Origin of the sequence: Endozoicomonas sp. ALC013 (genome assembly GCF_049310205.1) — a bacterium.
GTDB lineage: Bacteria > Pseudomonadota > Gammaproteobacteria > Pseudomonadales > Endozoicomonadaceae > Endozoicomonas.
The window spans coordinates 1-16,752 of the sequence record NZ_JBLYNS010000117.1 but is presented as its reverse complement, the minus strand read 5'-3'; the positions used below and the strand labels follow the sequence as shown (position 1 = coordinate 16,752).

The window sequence follows — 16,752 nt, the reverse complement described above, 5'->3', positions numbered from 1 at the left end:
TATAAGCACATATCCACCTGCTCCAAGACTTAGAATTTCCTCCATCTGAATGTATCTTGGGTCGATTAACGGTTCAGGAAAATCAAAACTCCTTACTGCCTCGGCAGGTAACCATTGTTGTTTAGGTTCATTGAAATATTCAAACACGTCGATCCCTGGCTTAAATACAGTGCGTTTAAAAATATTATCCTCGGTATATTTCATAAGATGAACGATTACCTTGTGATTAGCGATGTAATAAAGATGGTCAAAACTCTGGTCAGGTGTTTGATTGAGCGCAGATTTACCAGTGGTGAGATGGAGAGCGTTTTTCACGTCGTCAATAGAGAGGCCATCGTCATACATACGTTGTTTTGCTGACTCAGTTAAACGGACCGCTCTATGGGGGTAGGCAACATAAAATACCGGTAAGGTTTTACATGCCTTTAACTCTTCATAGGTCTTGAGCCGGATTTGATCGGTCAACTCATTTGGTGATAACAATAAAGAGTGAGGGCTGGCCATTTTACGGGCAGGGATTTGTGACGGTTGTCCTGACACAACGGAAGATGACAATGGGGATTGAAAAGAAACTGTCGTATGTTGTTTAACGTGTAACGGCTCAATTTTTCCTGACAAAACGTCAGTTTCTGCCATTGTTTTAGAGATTTTAACGAGAGGTAGAGGATTGCATGTGGAATCTTTCGGCCTTTTTTGAGTAGTTACTTCAACGTCTCTCCCTGAGAAGAATGAAGGGCTTGAGATATTTTCTAAACCTTTAACCTCCGCAGAATTATTATCTGAACCAGGGGCCTGATGACTCTCTGTCAGAGAGGATGTGCTTGCTCGAATATTCACAACAATTCCACCAAATGAGTTATTTGATTATCAGTCAGTTCTGGACCAATCAGTTCCGGACCAAAAAGTACAACTAAATGAAAATAATAGTGACTTATCCTGGTAAATAATTGAAGCACTTCTACTTTTTTACAACCATTAAACATCAGGGAATGCTAAATACAGATGGCTTCAAATACACAAATAAAGACAGTGTAGTATGGAGATTCATTACTTTCCTCATGAAATCTGGTAATTGGAATGATTTTCAAATTCTAATTTATTACCAGCGTTCACCTTTAAAACAGCTCCATTCATTGCCTTTTCGGACTTAACTAATTATCATCCGCCTCAAACCTGCCGACAAGGCATCAACCAATTAATCTGCTTTTTCAAATTCCGATAAGTAGAAAATATTATCATTCGAGATTGTATGTATTGTTATGTCTCTACCTGTTAAGGCAAACTTTCAACTGGTTAATACCGCAACGGATGGCAATGCTCTGTCATCAGTAGAAGATGCTAACGGGATTAACTCCAGAAAATATACGGAATATTTATGCCATGGTGAATCTGAAGCCGCCACCCTGGTTTCATCATTTTATCGTAACCTTGGCTTGACTATACGTGTTGTTGATGTAAATAAAATATTGGCTGAAAGAACAAGAATTAATACCAGGGCAATAAAATTCAGGCCATTCAGCTGCCTGTTCCCTGGCAGTAAACGTGTGCTTGTAAAGCCGGTTTTTGATTTGAATGAATGGAAAGATATCCCGATCAAAGGGGTGGTAACCGTTCATAAACCGATTGCTGACGGCATTATGAAGTGGGCATATAAACGGGACGGCTCGACTGACAAAAAAGGCGAAACGATTGAGGCAGGCTTAAAAAAAATTACCGACTTTGCCACATTGAAAGATAAAACAATGGAATGCCGGGATGAATCATTATTCGTGGCTTGCTCCTCAGGCCATGTCAGTCTTGATGGTTATTTACTGCATCAGCCATTATTGCAAAAGGTTGAGAATGCTAACGACTACCCGGAGATCATCTGCCCATATAACTTTGACCAGACCCATTGCGGATACCTGCTGGATTTCAGAAGGGAGCAGTGTTTTATTAATATTGCCAAGTTTATGGAGAAAATTTTACTCCTTGAGTTCGATGATGATGCTGGTCAAATGCCAAAGCCCATTGTTATTTTTCTGTACGACAGCTTTCGGGGGGGATTGCTGCCACCGGTGGAACTTAATGGTACTCTGCTCAAAAAAATAGCAGACAACGCCCGAGTATTTACTCGCTACACCCGATCCCTTGACGAAGAACGCAAACTCTGTAATTTGCTGGCTCACGCAGGCTATAAGCGCTTCTTGCAGCTATTGATGAACAATATCCCCGAAAGTGTGACTGCTGTAGCAAATACACCTCAACCCATAAATATGGAAAGTATCAAGCAGGCCATTGTTAATCTGGAAGCCGACAAAGCCGTTACCATGCTGTCAGAAATAGATGATGAATTGATTGACAGCATCGGCTTACCGACAACACTCATGGATCAATTGACTTATAATCCCGTTTTTACCTATCAAGATTGTAAAGATTACAAGTATCCAGATATTGATGATTTTTTCCGGCACCATATTGGCAAGAATCGTTCCCGGAAGTTAATGCGAACCACCTTTGCCGCACAAGGCAAGATCTGCAGAGCACTGTTAAAAAAGAAAGTATTTGTCCCGGTAATATTGCTAGGTCGTCTCAGCTCTTTATATAACCCACTGGTACATTGCCTGCTGATTGCGAATGGCTCACGAATTAATTTCGCTGGCTGGGGATTCAGGGTGAGTAGAAGCCTTTTTCCAATAATAGCCGCCGGGAAATTTTATCGGGAAAACCTGCTGTCTGAGGCCGAACTCAAGATCATACGTTACGAGACGTTATGGCAAATCGTTTCTAATTCCACCAAGTGGATTGTTACTGATCCTGATAAAATCCTGGAGCGATTTCGCAAGTTGGTGAATAATCTGGCAAGAGTCCTGGAGCAGCGGCACCCTGTCGGCCGGGTTCAACGACAGTGCCGGCAAATCTTCAGTGATGAACTTTACACATCATTTTATCTGGATAAAAAAGCCAGCGGCCTGGCCCTGAAGCAGGTACTGGAAAAGGGCCTGTCTACCCAGCGTTACAATGATAAGGAGTTATGGAGCTATGTACGCTGTATATCATCTACCATTAGTCGATCACATGAAGGAGCTATCTTTTATCAGGATGAACTGTACTTAATAGACAGGTGCAGGGCTATCAACCGCTCACCGGACAAGGATTTCAGCCGCGACTGGCTGGAGGCGTTGCTGGCCACACCGCCGATCTTTGATCAACGGGAGTCTCAACGCATGGGGCGCTATCGGGCGCTTACCCGGGAGGCTGGCCAGCACTACTATCAGAGTCCCCATCCAAGTCAGGCAAAAGCCATCATCGCTACGGGGTTAAATCCCTGTCATCGTCATTTCCATGGTCTGGACCATGCCCTGCGTACGCAACTGGCCACTGAATTTCTGCTGGAGATACTCACCGACTTTCACCTGCCCTTCAAAAAATTACTGAAGCAGCATCAGCTGCTGCAAGAGTTACTGCCGATTGCCGAGTTGTACCACGACGCTGTCGCTGAAGTTGCAGCCAAAGAAAATGAAGAGCTGCGTGCCGCCGAACTGTTTCTGCGCGATATGAGTGAGTTGCAGCAGTACCCCGTGCCGCTGATTACCCTGGTGGCCGATGCGCTGCGCAATAAAAACAGTAATAAAATGCACCCGGTGCAGGAACCCTTCACCGCCGATGACCAGTGCCCGGAAGATGAGCTACTACTGCGTCAGGTGCTCCGTTTCGGAGATACTGTGGATATTATGCGGGTCTTTCCGCCCAGGCCCGACTTTCCCGCAATTAACCGGACACCGGGTTCAGCAAAATTGACTGCTGCAGCCCTCAATGACGGCTATTTTCACCCGGAAGCCATTGAGCTGCTGGGCGTGGTCAATCATCCAGAGTTCACGCAGCTGATCCAGGCAGCACTGTTGACGTTCCGGAATCTGGCCAGCATCACCGGGGGCTGGCATCATCACACCCATGACAACCCGTTCTCACGTAAATACGGCCTGTCGGTTGATAACGATAAACGACGGTTACGGATTGAACGGGCACCCGAGCCTTATATGTGCCTGCGCGAAAGTCTGGATGACCTGGTGCGGCTCGTTATCGCGCAAAAAGCCGGGGTCCAGCCCTGCTTTGCGGAGCATTCCAGGCACAAGGATAGTACCAGAGCACCTGATTGCTGGGACCCGGGTATCGGCTTCGCCGGTGCCTACCGAAAGCTGCACAATGAGCAGGAGCTGCGGCAAGTTCGGTTACCCACCATGACCCTGAAGGAAAAGGTTATTGTCGTTGCCGAGGAACTGCCCAGCCTGGAAACAAAATGGCTATCGTCAGCTACCGGCAGGGCTTTTAAGGCAGAGATCAGGCGACTGCAACAGAAGGGCATCCTGCCTGCCATTGGCACGCCGCGACAATCTGAGCTGGAGCAGATACTCAAACAACCGGACTGTGTCGGCGCTAAGATACTGAATGAGCGTGAGCTTGCGGTGGTGGCTGATGACCATGAAGGGCGAGTCTTTTACCGAATGGTGCCAAAACGACGCAAAAGGCAACGCGCCGAGCCTGATAATGACGCCGGTCGCCAAAATACCGGCCCTGCCCCTAAACGACGGGGGAGTAGTTTCATACAAACGTCCGCTGTAATTATGCCTTGATATATTTCATTAGTTGTCAAAAATGCCACAGAAGTTACACGAGCGTGTACGTCTGTGGCATTTCCCCGGGTTCATCCTTTCACATGTTGTTATGGTAAATTGCGGCCCTGCCTTAGAATTTTGCACTGAATTGCAACGCACCGCCGTAGGTATTATCCTCGCCCACCATAACTGCCACATTCAGACCAAACAAATCCCATGGCGACAAGCCGACACCGGCTGTCAGTACATTCCCTGAATTATCTTCAAGGTCAGTCCGATAACCAGCCGAGAGGCGTGCATGCTCCCAGAAGTCCAGGGTAATGCCCAGACTTGCATAGCGATTCTCCTGAACAGCGCCGTAGCCACCGGTCGAGGTGAGCTGCAGGTCACCCATTATGGACGCGATACCGTAATCCACACCCACACCAGCCGTTAACTCAGGCTTTACCTTATATTCAGAGGTTGAGTCTTTTGACTTATAGGTTTTGCCAATCAGGTTTTTCGCCGTAAGACCAAAAGACAGTATATTATTCAGTTGATAGGCGGCTCCAAGGTCGATATTGAAGTTACTGTGACTGGACTCTGTATCCAGCAGAGCATTATCATCGAATGCCGCAACTGCCTCACTGTAGTCGATCAATGTTATTTGCTGGTATTTGAGCACTCCACCAACATTCAACTTGCCAGGCAATTCGGTGCTTACTTCATTGGCGACAGCGATACCAACGTCAACAGTCATTACGGCGCTGGCTTCAACCTGAGTTTCCAGATCATCGACCGTTACAGCACTGCTATTACCGTCGGTTATGGCATCTTGTATATCATCCCTGTCGTCAGTGCTAATCTCACCAACGCCTGCCGACATTTTCAGTACACTGGTCACATACAGGCTTGCTGGCATAACACTGTTTGGAATAGCAATAAATCCATTCCCTCCAGCTTCGACGCTCAGGTATTTATTGGCCAGGTTATCTAAAGAGTCCAGAGCCAGTTGCGCCTTTGCCTGATAATTACCGGTCAGGTCATCAAGTGCATTCACGGCATCAGATGCTTTGTCGGCTGTGTCGACCAGATCATCTTTATCCTGTAAAAGCACGCCAAAACCAAGATTCACACCAAGATCATCATCCTGATCAAAGGACGCCAAATGCGCAGGGTTTAGAATATGGTGTGTGTAATCCCCGACAGCCACTCCAGCTCCACCTTGAGCTATTGTCCTGGCATCAAATGCCTGAGCAGCTCCGGAGAGAAAGACGGCTGTGGTCGCAACGGCTATTTTGTGAAGTTTCATGAAATGCTCCCTGCTTTGTTAGTTTTATTGTTGTCCGTTATTACCAGACTATCACGCCACAAAGAGTATTGGCAGGTTATTGATGGTTGAATAAAAGCAATGGACCCGGCATTGGTCTTTTATAAAAACGACTCAGCATTAGTACTCAACCAGTAAAAATGATTTTTATATTTCTTTAGTGATCTGGCTTCTGGTAATAGATTCAAAATGTAAATTATTTATTTTTGTATCGCCAATAATAAGATTTTGCAGAATGGTTAGCTCATGCGGTAAATAAGGCGCTGTCAGCCGCAGTGATTGACTGTTCAGCGTATTTTGAGCAATATGTGAACCCATCAGCGGCCAGTACCACTCGATTATTTTTCGTTGCTTGTCTGACAGTACAACTCGCCAAAAAGTTCATAGCAATAACGCTCAGCAGACACTGAAACGCAATGTCTTTATGTTCATGATGTTTGGAAATAGAGAAGTTAACCTGAATCCTGCTGGATAGTATAAAAGGTATATATTGTGAAAGCGTTGAAACTCGGCATTGTGATGGATCCTATTGCCTCCATCAATTACAAAAAAGACAGCTCCCTTGCCATGCTGCTGGCGGCCAGTCAGAAAGGCTGGCAGCTGTTTTACATGGAACAGGCCGATCTTTATCAGAAAGAAGGTGTTGCCATGGGCAGCGTTAAGCCGTTAACCGTCAATGCTGATCCTGAAAACTGGTTTGCCCTGGATGAGCGCTGTGAGATGCCGCTGGATGCGCTGGATGTCATCCTGATGCGCAAGGACCCGCCCTTTGATATGGAATTCATTTACAGCACTTATCTGCTGGAGCAGGCTCAGGCGGCAGGTACTCTGATTGTGAATAACCCCCGCAGTATCCGTGACTGCAACGAAAAAATGTTTGCCACACTGTTTCCACAGTGCACGCCCCCGGTGATGGTTTCCCGCAGTCCAAGGCTGCTGAAAGAGTTTGCGGCAGAACATGGTGATGTGGTGCTGAAGCCACTGGATGGCATGGGCGGCAGTTCTATTTTCCGGACCCGGCCAGATGATCCGAACTTAAGCGTGATCCTGGAAACCCTGACGGAAATGGGCCAGCATCAGGCCATGATTCAAAAGTTTATCCCGGATATTAAATCCGGTGACAAGCGCATCCTGATGATCGATGGGGAACCCGTCCCGTACTGCCTGGCGCGCATTCCTGCTAACGGAGAACTCCGGGGCAACCTGGCCGCAGGCGGTACCGGTGAAGGACGCCCCCTGAGTGAGCGGGATCTGTGGATTGCCCGTCAGGTAGGGCCCGAGCTGCGCAAGAAAGGCCTGATCTTTGTCGGGCTGGATGTTATTGGCGACTACCTCACAGAAATCAATGTTACCTCACCAACCTGTATCCGTGAGCTGGACAACCAGTTTAGACTCAATATCGCCGGTCAGTTGATGGATAAGATCGAGGAAAAACTCAAGGCCAGGCCCTGACCAGACGATTATTCTATAGACTGTTTTTTTCCAGCAGAATCTTGCCTATAGTCTTAAGTCCGACAGGCTCCCGGGAGCCCTTTGATAGAAGGGCTCAATTGTAGTAATCAGGACGGCTCTGCCATCGGGCTTTACCAGGGAAAGCAGTAATCAGAAAGCTATGACTCAGCCAGCGACCATTTCATCAGCAGCAGTATCGACGGCAGACCGTTTGGGTTTTACCCTTTTTATGGCGGGGGCTCTGCACGTTCTGATCGTGCTGGGGATAACGTTTAGCTTTAATGACAAGCCTGCCCCACCGCCAACCCTGGAAGTGACTCTGGCCAGCTATCAAAGCAAAGAGAAACCCAAAGAAGCCGACTACCTGGCCCAGATCAATCAACAGGGCAGCGGTACTCTGGATGAAAAAGCATTGCCCTCCAGTGACCAGCAGGCACAGTTTCAGGAAGACACCATCAAGGAAGTCAAGCCACAGTCACAAACCGCGGCTCAACCAGAGCAAGCCGTGACAGAACAGACCCGTATTACCACCAGGGCAAAGAGCCAGCAGCAAGTTTCGGCAACCGATGACCGTGAAAAGCAAGAGCCTATTGCCGTTGAAAAAGACAAGCCACGCAAGCACATTGACCTGAAAAATGAAATTGCCAGCCTTGAAGCCCAGTTCCATCAGCAGCGCCAGGAGTTTGCCAAACGCCCTCGTATCAAAAGGCTGACAGCGGCCTCAACCCTGCAGGAAGCCGGGGCATTTTACAAAGAGTCCTGGCGGCGGAAGGTTGAGAAAGTGGGCAACATCAACTACCCGGAAAAGGCACGTAAGCAGAAGCTCTATGGCGAGCTGCGCTTGATGGTTGCCATCAACCGGGATGGCACATTGTCCAATGTTGAGATACTGGATTCATCGGGTTATCGGGTTCTGGACGATGCTGCGGTGCGCATTGTCAGAATGGCTTCGCCCTTTGCCCCATTTGACGACACGCTTAAGAGCTATGATATCGTCGAGATCATACGTACCTGGCGCTTTGAGCCGGGGGATCGACTGTTCAGTCAGTAAAGGCCTGTTGTATTGCGGGAATATAGGTATCAAGACTTGCCATAAATGCCCTTTACCCTGATACTGCCGCTATGAGCAGTGTCCCTTTCCAGAATTTCAAAAGTCACTTTCTTCTTGCCATGCCCGGCATGGCCGACCCTTCTTTTGCTGAAACGCTGACCATTATCTGTGAGCACAGCCCGGAAGGTGCCCTGGGCATTGTGGTGAACCGACCAAGCACTCTGCCGATGAGCGAGATATTCCGACAGATTGGCATTGATCACCATGAGCAGTCAGGCGTGAGTCAGCATGCGGTATACTCTGGAGGCCCGGTATCCCAGGAGAGGGGTTTTGTGCTGAATTCAGGGGAATCCAGCTGGGATGCCAGCTTGCAGATATGCCCCGGGCTGCAACTGGCGACATCAACCGATGTACTGGTGGCCATGGCAAAAGGCAAAGGTCCGAGGCAGGCACTGGTGGCTCTTGGGTATGCAGGCTGGGGCGCGGGTCAGCTGGAAAAGGAAATTTCCGAGAATGTCTGGCTGACCTGTGAGGCCCATCCATCCATTGTTTTCGATACTCCTTACCACCTGAGACTGAGTGCCGCTGCCAGTACACTGGGTGTCAATATCAACCTGATTTCTGATCAGGTTGGCCATGCATAAGTTTCTTTTGAAAAAGCAATGACCGCTAAGAAATTAAGTACCGTACTGGGTTTTGACTTCGGAACCCGTAACATTGGTGTTGCGGCCGGGCAGGTGATTACCCGAACCGCCTCCGCCCTGCCATCGTTAAAAGCAAAAGATGGAATCCCGGACTGGAGCCAGGTTGAAGCCCTGATCATGGAGTGGAAACCCGATGCCATTGTCGTCGGTATTCCATTGAATATGGATGGCTCAGAATCCGACATGTCGCGCCGCGCCAGAAAGTTTGGTAACCGGATTCATGGACGCTTCAACCTGCCATTTTATCCAGCGGATGAACGACTGACGTCTTTTGAGGCCAAAGAATGGGCCAGCAAGCTTGGCCATAAAGGGCATTACGGATCAAACCCTGTGGATGCCATGGCCGCCCAGATTATCCTGGAAGCCTGGCTGAATGATCCTCAGAATGAACATCTTATGAGTCATTAAGACATTGTCTCGCAATAAGTTCCGCATTTGACTGAGGCTTGTTAAGGAATTGTCCCGAAATAATTTCCACATTTTGAACTCGATCTCCGTTCATCCTTCGATACTTCGACAAGCTCAGCACTCAGGACGAACGTAGTTTTGAAACCCAGAAATGTGGAAATTATTTCAGGACAGCTCCTAAGGTCGCTTCCCGCAAAGGCGCAAGCAATCTGTCTTTTACGGGCAGCGCTTATTCCCATCTCAGGTTACAGGCACACCAAGCAGCTCAACAATGACCGGCTGGGTTGCCAATTGCTGCTGTTTGAATTTATAGAATACCTTGATCTTCGCCAGTGGGCTCTGCTGTGAACTGCTCAGTGGCACTGTCCTTGAGTAATCCTGTACCTCATCACCATTTCTTTTACCTCGAATGGTTTTTTGCAGGTTGATATGAAATACCTCACCTTTAGCCAGATAGATACGAGCCTGACGCAAGATGATATCGCCATTGGATATATGGAAACGAAGCTTGCTGTAGGACTCTTCCATCTGGGGAAAAATGGTTAAGGTATTTTCACTGACCCTGGCTTTCGCTGAACCAACGGCTATCCAGTTATCGATAGCCAGGGTACTGATCGGCAGTGCCAACAAAGAGAGAAGCAGTAACGGGCGAAAGCGGTTAAGCATAGGAAATCCTTAGTTCAATCGGGCAACTTGCAATTGATGTACTAGCTTAGCTGATTCTGCTCCAGTGTGAATTTGAACTGACGCTGTTCACCGACAGCGCCTTCCGGCAGGTACTCCTGTTCCACCCATTGCAGCTGATGGTGATGATCAATCATCAATACGCTGGTATTGCGGGTACCGTACTCTTTACTGGCAATAAAGCAGCTGGAAATCAGTTTTTCTACCTCTTTGCTGACCCCGGTATCCGGTAATTGTTCCTCCGGTGGTTGATAATTATCGTGCATCAGTTCAATAAGCTGTTTGCTAACGGGGGGGATGGACTCTTTGATTGCCCTGGTAAAGCCAGTACGTGCTCTCATAAGCTTTGGCCATGGTGTGTCCAGCAGGTGGTTGCTCAAACCATAGATCCCGGGGGGGAGAGGAGCAATACTGTGGTCTTTTGCGCGGTTGCTCAAGTAATAAAGGCCGGTTGAATCCATAGTCAGGAGATTGAACCCTGACCATTTATCGCTCTGTTGCTGAACCGCCTGTAAATAGTCAGATGCCGACTGGGAACCTGTGACAAAGTTGGCCACCAGCGCCCCCCTGGAATATAAGCCAGCAGGGCTGGGAACTTCCCTGTAGTTGGTAACGGCAGCAAAGCGGCCATTTTTGTTAATGGCCAGCCAGCTGCCGCCAGCTTCCAGGTCCCGGCCTCCAAAGACATCGGGCGAATCGTTCCAGAAGTCGGTTGCCTGTGTCGGGCGTTGATAAAATTCATCTCGATTGGCCGCCAGAATCAGTGGATACTGGCTATCAGGCTGCCATGAAAAAACTATAAGGCACATGTTGTTGACGATCTTGTGGTGTTATGAAGTCACGCGAGAAATAAATTATCATCCATCCAGCGAAAAAGCACAGGCAAATAATAATGAGTAGACTCAAGGCGGCGGTGGTTCAGGTTTGCTCGGGCCGGGTTGTGGCAAAAAATCTTGCGGATATTGAAAGTCAGTTAACGGCTTATCAACAACAGCAAATAGACATTATTGTATTACCCGAATGCTTTGCCATGCTGGGAGGCCCCCAGGCTGAAGCGGCTCTGCAAGCGGATGAAATAAGGGAATGGATGGCATCAACAGCCAGAACATTGGGTAGCTGGCTTGTGGGCGGTTCAGTACCTGTGCGGGATATTAGTGACGGGCGCAACCATGCCTCATGTCTTGTGTATAGCCCCGCAGGGGATGAAGTCACCTGCTACAACAAAATGCACCTGTTTGATGTCGAGGTATCTGACAGTAAAGGTCGGTATAGAGAATCCGATGATTTTATCCCCGGAGCCGGGTTAGGGCTGGTGGATATTGGTGAGGCAACGATTGGCCTGTCAATTTGTTATGACCTTCGCTTTCCCGAGTTATTTCGCACTCTGGTGGCGCAGGGGGCAACCATATTAACCATACCTTCTGCCTTCACAAAAGTAACCGGTGCAGCCCATTGGGAAGTGCTGTTGAGAGCCAGGGCGATTGAAAACCAATGTTATGTGTTGGCAGCCAATCAGGCGGGTACCCACCCTGATGGCCGACAGACCTATGGCCACAGTATGATCATTTCACCCTGGGGGGATATTCTGGCACAAGCCCCTGCAGAAGGGGCTGCGGTGATTATGGCAGAACTGGATCTGGATGAACTGGCGAGAGTTCGTCGGCGAATGCCTTGCTTAAACCACCGCAGACTCATCCTGGATAGAAAAAAACTTGCCTCGGAGTCACGGAGGCACGGATGAAAGAAAAAATCTTTTCCTCTGTGACTCTGTGGCAAAAAAGGGGCAGTCTATTCTCGGAGCATAATAAGCCTACTAGTTCTGCTACTTAGGGTAGACATTAAGCATCTACTCCCCTCTTCGGGAAGTTAAAGATGGAACCACGAAGGACACCAAGAGCACGAAGAAGAGATTTTCTTTTCCTTCGTGCTCTTGGTGTCCTTCGTGGTTCCATTCAAAAGCCATTGAAAATGGAGGGGTAAGCTTAATGTCCACCCTAAGAGTTCTGCCATTTACACAGCTCCACAAGATCTCTACTGCATAATTTACTGGCAGAACTTTGAAGGTCAATTGCCGGCGAACATATACTGCTACCTGTAGAAGTATATCCACCAAGAGAACTACAAGTACCTGCATCCATACTAACGCACACAGATTCATCAATATACTGTCGCCAGGTAAGCCCTTGATTGATACATTCAAAGGTGTTCTTTGCACCATGGTAAATTATGTTTCCTGCGTGCTCAATTACGCTAATGATTCCGTGATCGACTAATTCTGCCATCTGTTCGGGCAGGGTTTTATCAGTGTAAGTGCAATAAATATCATTGTCATTGTCATTGTCATTGAAGGGATGTATACCGGTAAAATAGGTGAATTGGTCGGTATTAAGGCATCCTGGAGTAATTAATCGTTCACTTAATGACGACGGTTGAACACTGCTTTGGCTGCTAGCCAAATAATACAGTGCTCCCATAGTGGCTATTGCTGAACCGACAGCCAGCGCAACAACACATGTGCGGCTGGAAAACGCCCTGGTTTTATTTTGTGAGGAGTTATTCTTATCAAACTTTTGCTCGAGTTCAGCCAGCCTTGATGATCGACTCTGATTGACATCGGCTCGATAATTTAAGTTGTGCATTTCAGGAATCTCATAAAATATTGATATATCTCAGTCGTGTAGCGTAGTGGCTTAGAAATAGAGTCAATTCTCAGGAAATAATTCAAACACTTCTTAAAAATTGTCAGTGATAAAAGAATATGAAGGGAAGATTGGCTATAAAGTAGGGGTAAGTCCTGAACTACGACCAGAGAGGGGTAATTACATAGAACTAGTGCAGAGAAGCGTTAATACCCGTACACCCCGTTCATCCTGAAGCCTGTCGAAGGACCCATACGGCCTAAAGTCGGAAACTCCGGATTCTGATAGATCGTGCCAAGCACCCTTCGACTCCGCTCAGGGTGAACGGAGATCGTACACGTCAAACTCATTGAAACCATGTACTGGCTCGCTATCCGCAAAAGCACAAGTGACCTGTCTTTTTCGGATAGCGGGTGGCGCTTACTAAAATGCCAAAGTTATCAAATAACAGCGTCTTAATCAGTAGACGGCTTGTTAGCAATAATCGCCAACGCATCCATCAACCGTTCCTGGGCATTACGTCGGCGCTGACTCCGGACCGGCCGGTTTTTCTCATACTCACCGTCACTTTGCAGCTGCCAGCTGCGGGTGTTATCGGAGAGGTAGTAGTCCAATTCTTTTTTGATGCGAGCGGCCAGTTTCGGGTCTTCAATGGGGAAGCAGGTCTCAATACGCATGTCCAGATTTCGGATCATGGCATCCGCACTGGAACAGTAGACCAGTGCGTCATCGTCGCCATTTTCAAAGTAGTAGATACGGGTGTGCTCAAGAAACCGTCCGACAATGGAGCGTACGCGGATATTTTCCGACAGCCCTTCAATGCCGGGCCTCAGGCAGCAGATGCCCCGAACGATCAGATCCACCTCAACACCGGCCTGAGACGCTTTGAACAACGCCTTAATGATATGAGACTCAGTGAGTGAGTTGATTTTGATGATGATCCGGGCCTGTTTTCCCTCTTTGGCGTTACTGGTTTCCTGGTTGATCAGATCAATCAGGCTCTTCTTCAGCGTGAAAGGCGCGTGGAACAGCTTACGGACACGAACCGCACGTCCCATCCCGGTCAGCTGCTGGAAGATTTTATGAACGTCGTTGGTCAGTATCTTGTCACAGGTCAGCAGGCTGTAATCGGTATAGAGACGGGCATTGCCAGCGTGATAGTTACCGGTGCCAAGGTGAGCATAACGCTGAATATGCCGACCTTCACGACGAACAATCAACATCATTTTGGCATGGGTTTTATAGCCGACGACACCGTATACGACGACGGCCCCTGCTTCCTGCAGGCGACGGGCCAGGGCCAGGTTTTCCTCTTCATCAAACCGGGCTCGGATCTCTACCACAACCGTCACCTCTTTACCCTGCCTGGCGGCTTCTACCAGGGCATCCACCATTTCTGAGTGAGCACCGGTGCGGTACAGCGTCTGCCGAATGGCCAGGACATCAGGGTCTTTGGCGGCCTGACGGAGCATATCCACTACCGGAGTGAATGACTCAAAGGGGTGGTGGAGCAGGATGTCCTGTTTGGCCACCAGATCCAGTACGTTGTTGCTGTGCTTCCGTTTACTGTGCAGGCCTTTTGGGTAGCCGGGGGTAAACGGCGGGAAGACCAGGCCCGGTTTGTCATTGGTGTCGCAGATGGACATCATGCGAGTCAGGTTGACCGGTCCACTGACCTGGTAAACGTCTTCATTGGTCAAACCAAATTCATTAAGTAGAAAATCCACCAGCGGTTGTGGGCAGTTGTCGGCTACTTCCAGTCGTACCGCTTTACCATAGCGACGGGAGAGCAGTTCGCCCTGCAGTGCCTTGGCCAGGTCTTCAACCTCATCTTCGAGATCCAGGTCACTGTTACGGGTCAGTCGGAACTGATAACAGCCTTTGATATCCATGCCGGGGAACAGGTCGCTGACATGGCGATGGATAATCGAAGAGAGAAATACATAATCATTCTCCCGGCCATCACAGATATCTTCAGGCATTTTGACAATACGGGGTAACGACCGGGGTGCCGGGATAATGGCCATACCGGTATCACGGCCAAAAGCATCTTTGCCTTCCAGAGAGACAATAAAGCAGAGCAGCTTGTTCGCCAGCCTTGGGAACGGATGGGCAGGGTCCAGCCCGATAGGGCTGATAATGGGCATCACTTCATGGTAGAAGAAGCGCTTGATCCATGTCTGCTGCTTTTCCGTCAGCTCATTGCGGCGCAGAAAGCGAATACCCTCTTTTCTCAGAGAAGGTAACAGGCTTTCATTCAATATCTGGTATTGCAGAGCAACGTATTCTTTGGCCTTCTGGCTGATCTCTTTCAGGACCTGCTGTGGTCCCATGCCATCGAGGCCCACCTGCTCACGGGAGAAGTCGATCTGCTGCATCAGGCCCGCGACCCGGATTTCAAAATATTCATCGAGGTTGGAGCTGAAAATCAGCAGAAACCGGAAGCGCTCCAACAGCGGGTACTCTTCGTTTAACGCCTGCTGCAGCACCCGGAAATTAAACGCCAGATGGCTGAGTTCACGATTAATGTAATAGTCAGGGTTCTGATAATCACTGACCTTTGGGGGCTTGCTGGCCATTGGCTCGGCAAGCTCAGATGATTGGGCCCGGGTTTCCTGAACATCCGACTGTTGGGGGGTATCCATATGACCTCTTTCTCAGCAAAATAGCACTGGCTTATGATGACCGGTTTCAGTGGCTTTTGTCATGGATCCTGTCAGTGACGTTTGTCAGATATTCAACCAATGGCCCGGTGAACAGGCGACTCTCGGAGCGGAAGTAATAGGGCAGGGAGAATGTCGCATTATTCATTTTATTCTAACAGAAATAATAAAGACTACTCCCTGCATGAACGTTTACCTGTTTTATCAAGAGTTCATTTTACGGAGCGCTCTTGCCGCATCCTTGGCAAAATAGGTCAGAATGGCATCCGCACCGGCCCTGCGAAAACACATCAGGGATTCCAGCATCACGGCATCGCCATTAAGCCAGCCATTGGCCGCCGCTGCCTTGTGCATGGCGTATTCACCACTGACCTGGTAGGCAAAGACCGGGACCTTGAATTCATCCTTAACCCGGCGAACAATATCCAGGTAGGGCATGCCTGGTTTTACCATCACCATATCGGCACCCTCTGCCAGGTCGGCAGCCACCTCGTGGATTGCCTCATCACTGTTGGCAAAGTCCATCTGAAAACTGAACTTATTGCTTTTGCCGAGGTTACCGGCCGAGTCCACCGCATCCCGGAACGGGCCGTAGTAATTGGAGGCATATTTGGCTGAGTAAGCCAGAATGCGGGTATTGATATGGCCTTCTTCTTCCAGGCGCTGGCGGATGGCACCAATCCGGCCATCCATCATGTCTGACGGGGCCACAATGTCTGCGCCGGCTTCGGCGTGGGACAGGGCCTGACGGACCAGAGCCTCAACCGTTTCATCATTGACCACATAACCCTCTTTATTGGTCAGGCCATCAAGACCGTGGGAAGTAAAGGGATCCAGTGCGACATCGGTAATCACACCCAGCTCCGGGAACTGGTTTTTCAGAGCTCGAACCGCGCGCTGGGCAAGGCCTTGTGGGTTCCAGGCTTCTTCTGCCAGCTCGGACTTCCTGTCCGCGGGTGTCACTGGAAACAGGGCGATGGCCGGAATGCCCAGCGCCACCAGCTCAGCGGCTTCCTCAAGCAGTAAATCAATGCTGAGGCGCTCAACACCGGGCATGGACGCAACGGCCTGGCGCTGCTGATGACCGTCCACAATAAACAGTGGATAAATCAGGTTGTCCACGGAAAGCTGACTTTCGCGCATCAGACGGCGGGAGAAGTCGTTGTAACGCATCCGTCTCGGGCGGGCAGCAGGAAAGGGGCGATGAATCATACTTCTTTATCCTTTTGAGGTTGTAAGTAGTTAAC

Annotated in this window: 13 protein-coding genes; 6 read left to right on the top strand and 7 right to left on the bottom strand. The window is 48.9% G+C overall.

All coding sequences use genetic code 11. The features are described 5' to 3' along the window. The coding region (locus ACO6V1_RS17945) for a hypothetical protein (RefSeq protein WP_422467889.1) at nt 1-837 on the bottom strand (837 nt) is incomplete at its 3' end. Nucleotides 838-1,259: 422 nt separating this feature from the next. Here ACO6V1_RS17945 and ACO6V1_RS17940 point away from each other — a divergent pair. Continuing rightward, a complete protein-coding gene (locus ACO6V1_RS17940) occupies nt 1,260-4,613 on the top strand; it encodes a hypothetical protein (protein ID WP_422449795.1) in 3,354 nt (1,117 codons plus the stop codon). A 112-nt stretch (nt 4,614-4,725) separates the two neighbouring features. Here the strand turns inward: ACO6V1_RS17940 and traF are convergent, their stop codons facing one another. Then, a complete protein-coding gene (gene traF, locus ACO6V1_RS17935; RefSeq protein WP_422449796.1) occupies nt 4,726-5,886 on the bottom strand; it encodes a conjugal transfer protein TraF in 1,161 nt (386 codons plus the stop codon). Between the two features lie 537 nt (nt 5,887-6,423). On the opposite strand from traF, the gene gshB reads away from it, so the two are divergent. The 4 genes from gshB to ruvX all read left to right on the top strand — a co-directional run bounded on the left by gshB (nt 6,424) and on the right by ruvX (nt 9,519). Next, nucleotides 6,424-7,356, top strand: a complete 933-nt coding sequence (gshB, locus tag ACO6V1_RS17930) for a glutathione synthase (RefSeq protein WP_422467890.1) — start codon at nt 6,424-6,426, stop codon at nt 7,354-7,356. Nucleotides 7,357-7,516: 160 nt separating this feature from the next. Beyond that, nucleotides 7,517-8,407 (top strand): energy transducer TonB, encoded by an 891-nt coding sequence (locus ACO6V1_RS17925; protein ID WP_422449797.1) that lies wholly within the window; start codon nt 7,517-7,519, stop codon nt 8,405-8,407. Between the two features lie 71 nt (nt 8,408-8,478). Then, a complete protein-coding gene (locus tag ACO6V1_RS17920; RefSeq protein WP_422449798.1) occupies nt 8,479-9,051 on the top strand; it encodes a YqgE/AlgH family protein in 573 nt (190 codons plus the stop codon). 18 nt (nt 9,052-9,069) lie between these two features. Further along, entirely contained in the window at nt 9,070-9,519 is a 450-nt protein-coding gene (ruvX, locus tag ACO6V1_RS17915; protein ID WP_422449799.1) for a Holliday junction resolvase RuvX, read from the top strand. A gap of 240 nt (nt 9,520-9,759) precedes the next feature. Here ruvX and ACO6V1_RS17910 read toward each other — a convergent pair whose 3' ends face one another. Beyond that, the gene (locus ACO6V1_RS17910) at nt 9,760-10,185 is read right to left on the bottom strand and encodes a hypothetical protein (protein WP_422467887.1); all 426 of its coding nucleotides are present in this window, start codon (nt 10,183-10,185) and stop codon (nt 9,760-9,762) included. 41 nt (nt 10,186-10,226) lie between these two features. Then, nucleotides 10,227-11,012 (bottom strand): NRDE family protein, encoded by a 786-nt coding sequence (locus ACO6V1_RS17905; RefSeq protein ID WP_422449801.1) that lies wholly within the window; start codon nt 11,010-11,012, stop codon nt 10,227-10,229. An 83-nt stretch (nt 11,013-11,095) separates the two neighbouring features. Between ACO6V1_RS17905 and ACO6V1_RS17900 the strand changes: the two genes are divergently transcribed. Further along, on the top strand, nt 11,096-11,944 hold the full coding sequence (locus ACO6V1_RS17900; protein WP_422449802.1) for a carbon-nitrogen hydrolase family protein: 849 nt from the start codon (nt 11,096-11,098) through the stop codon (nt 11,942-11,944). Between the two features lie 253 nt (nt 11,945-12,197). On the opposite strand, the gene ACO6V1_RS17895 is transcribed toward ACO6V1_RS17900, so the two are convergent. The 3 genes from ACO6V1_RS17895 to hemB all read right to left on the bottom strand — a co-directional run bounded on the left by ACO6V1_RS17895 (nt 12,198) and on the right by hemB (nt 16,717). Further along, nucleotides 12,198-12,842: a hypothetical protein gene (locus ACO6V1_RS17895; protein ID WP_422449803.1), complete on the bottom strand. Its 645-nt coding sequence runs from the start codon at nt 12,840-12,842 to the stop codon at nt 12,198-12,200. Between the two features lie 455 nt (nt 12,843-13,297). After that, nucleotides 13,298-15,487, bottom strand: a complete 2,190-nt coding sequence (gene ppk1, locus ACO6V1_RS17890) for a polyphosphate kinase 1 (RefSeq protein ID WP_422449804.1) — start codon at nt 15,485-15,487, stop codon at nt 13,298-13,300. Nucleotides 15,488-15,709: 222 nt separating this feature from the next. After that, a complete protein-coding gene (gene hemB, locus ACO6V1_RS17885) occupies nt 15,710-16,717 on the bottom strand; it encodes a porphobilinogen synthase (RefSeq protein WP_422467885.1) in 1,008 nt (335 codons plus the stop codon). Nucleotides 16,718-16,752 lie beyond the last annotated feature (35 nt).

Excerpts from the sequence above, each read along its gene's own strand:
- ACO6V1_RS17940 (WP_422449795.1), top strand. The coding sequence starts at position 1,260 with ATGTCTCTACCTGTTAAGGCAAACTTTCAACTGGTTAATACCGCAACG.
- traF (WP_422449796.1), bottom strand. The coding sequence starts at position 5,886 with ATGAAACTTCACAAAATAGCCGTTGCGACCACAGCCGTCTTTCTCTCC.
- gshB (WP_422467890.1), top strand. The coding sequence starts at position 6,424 with ATGGATCCTATTGCCTCCATCAATTACAAAAAAGACAGCTCCCTTGCC.
- ACO6V1_RS17925 (WP_422449797.1), top strand. The coding sequence starts at position 7,517 with ATGACTCAGCCAGCGACCATTTCATCAGCAGCAGTATCGACGGCAGAC.
- ACO6V1_RS17920 (WP_422449798.1), top strand. The coding sequence starts at position 8,479 with ATGAGCAGTGTCCCTTTCCAGAATTTCAAAAGTCACTTTCTTCTTGCC.
- ruvX (WP_422449799.1), top strand. The coding sequence starts at position 9,070 with ATGACCGCTAAGAAATTAAGTACCGTACTGGGTTTTGACTTCGGAACC.
- ACO6V1_RS17910 (WP_422467887.1), bottom strand. The coding sequence starts at position 10,185 with ATGCTTAACCGCTTTCGCCCGTTACTGCTTCTCTCTTTGTTGGCACTG.
- ACO6V1_RS17905 (WP_422449801.1), bottom strand. The coding sequence starts at position 11,012 with ATGTGCCTTATAGTTTTTTCATGGCAGCCTGATAGCCAGTATCCACTG.
- ACO6V1_RS17900 (WP_422449802.1), top strand. The coding sequence starts at position 11,096 with ATGAGTAGACTCAAGGCGGCGGTGGTTCAGGTTTGCTCGGGCCGGGTT.
- ACO6V1_RS17895 (WP_422449803.1), bottom strand. The coding sequence starts at position 12,842 with ATGCACAACTTAAATTATCGAGCCGATGTCAATCAGAGTCGATCATCA.
- ppk1 (WP_422449804.1), bottom strand. The coding sequence starts at position 15,487 with ATGGATACCCCCCAACAGTCGGATGTTCAGGAAACCCGGGCCCAATCA.
- hemB (WP_422467885.1), bottom strand. The coding sequence starts at position 16,717 with ATGATTCATCGCCCCTTTCCTGCTGCCCGCCCGAGACGGATGCGTTAC.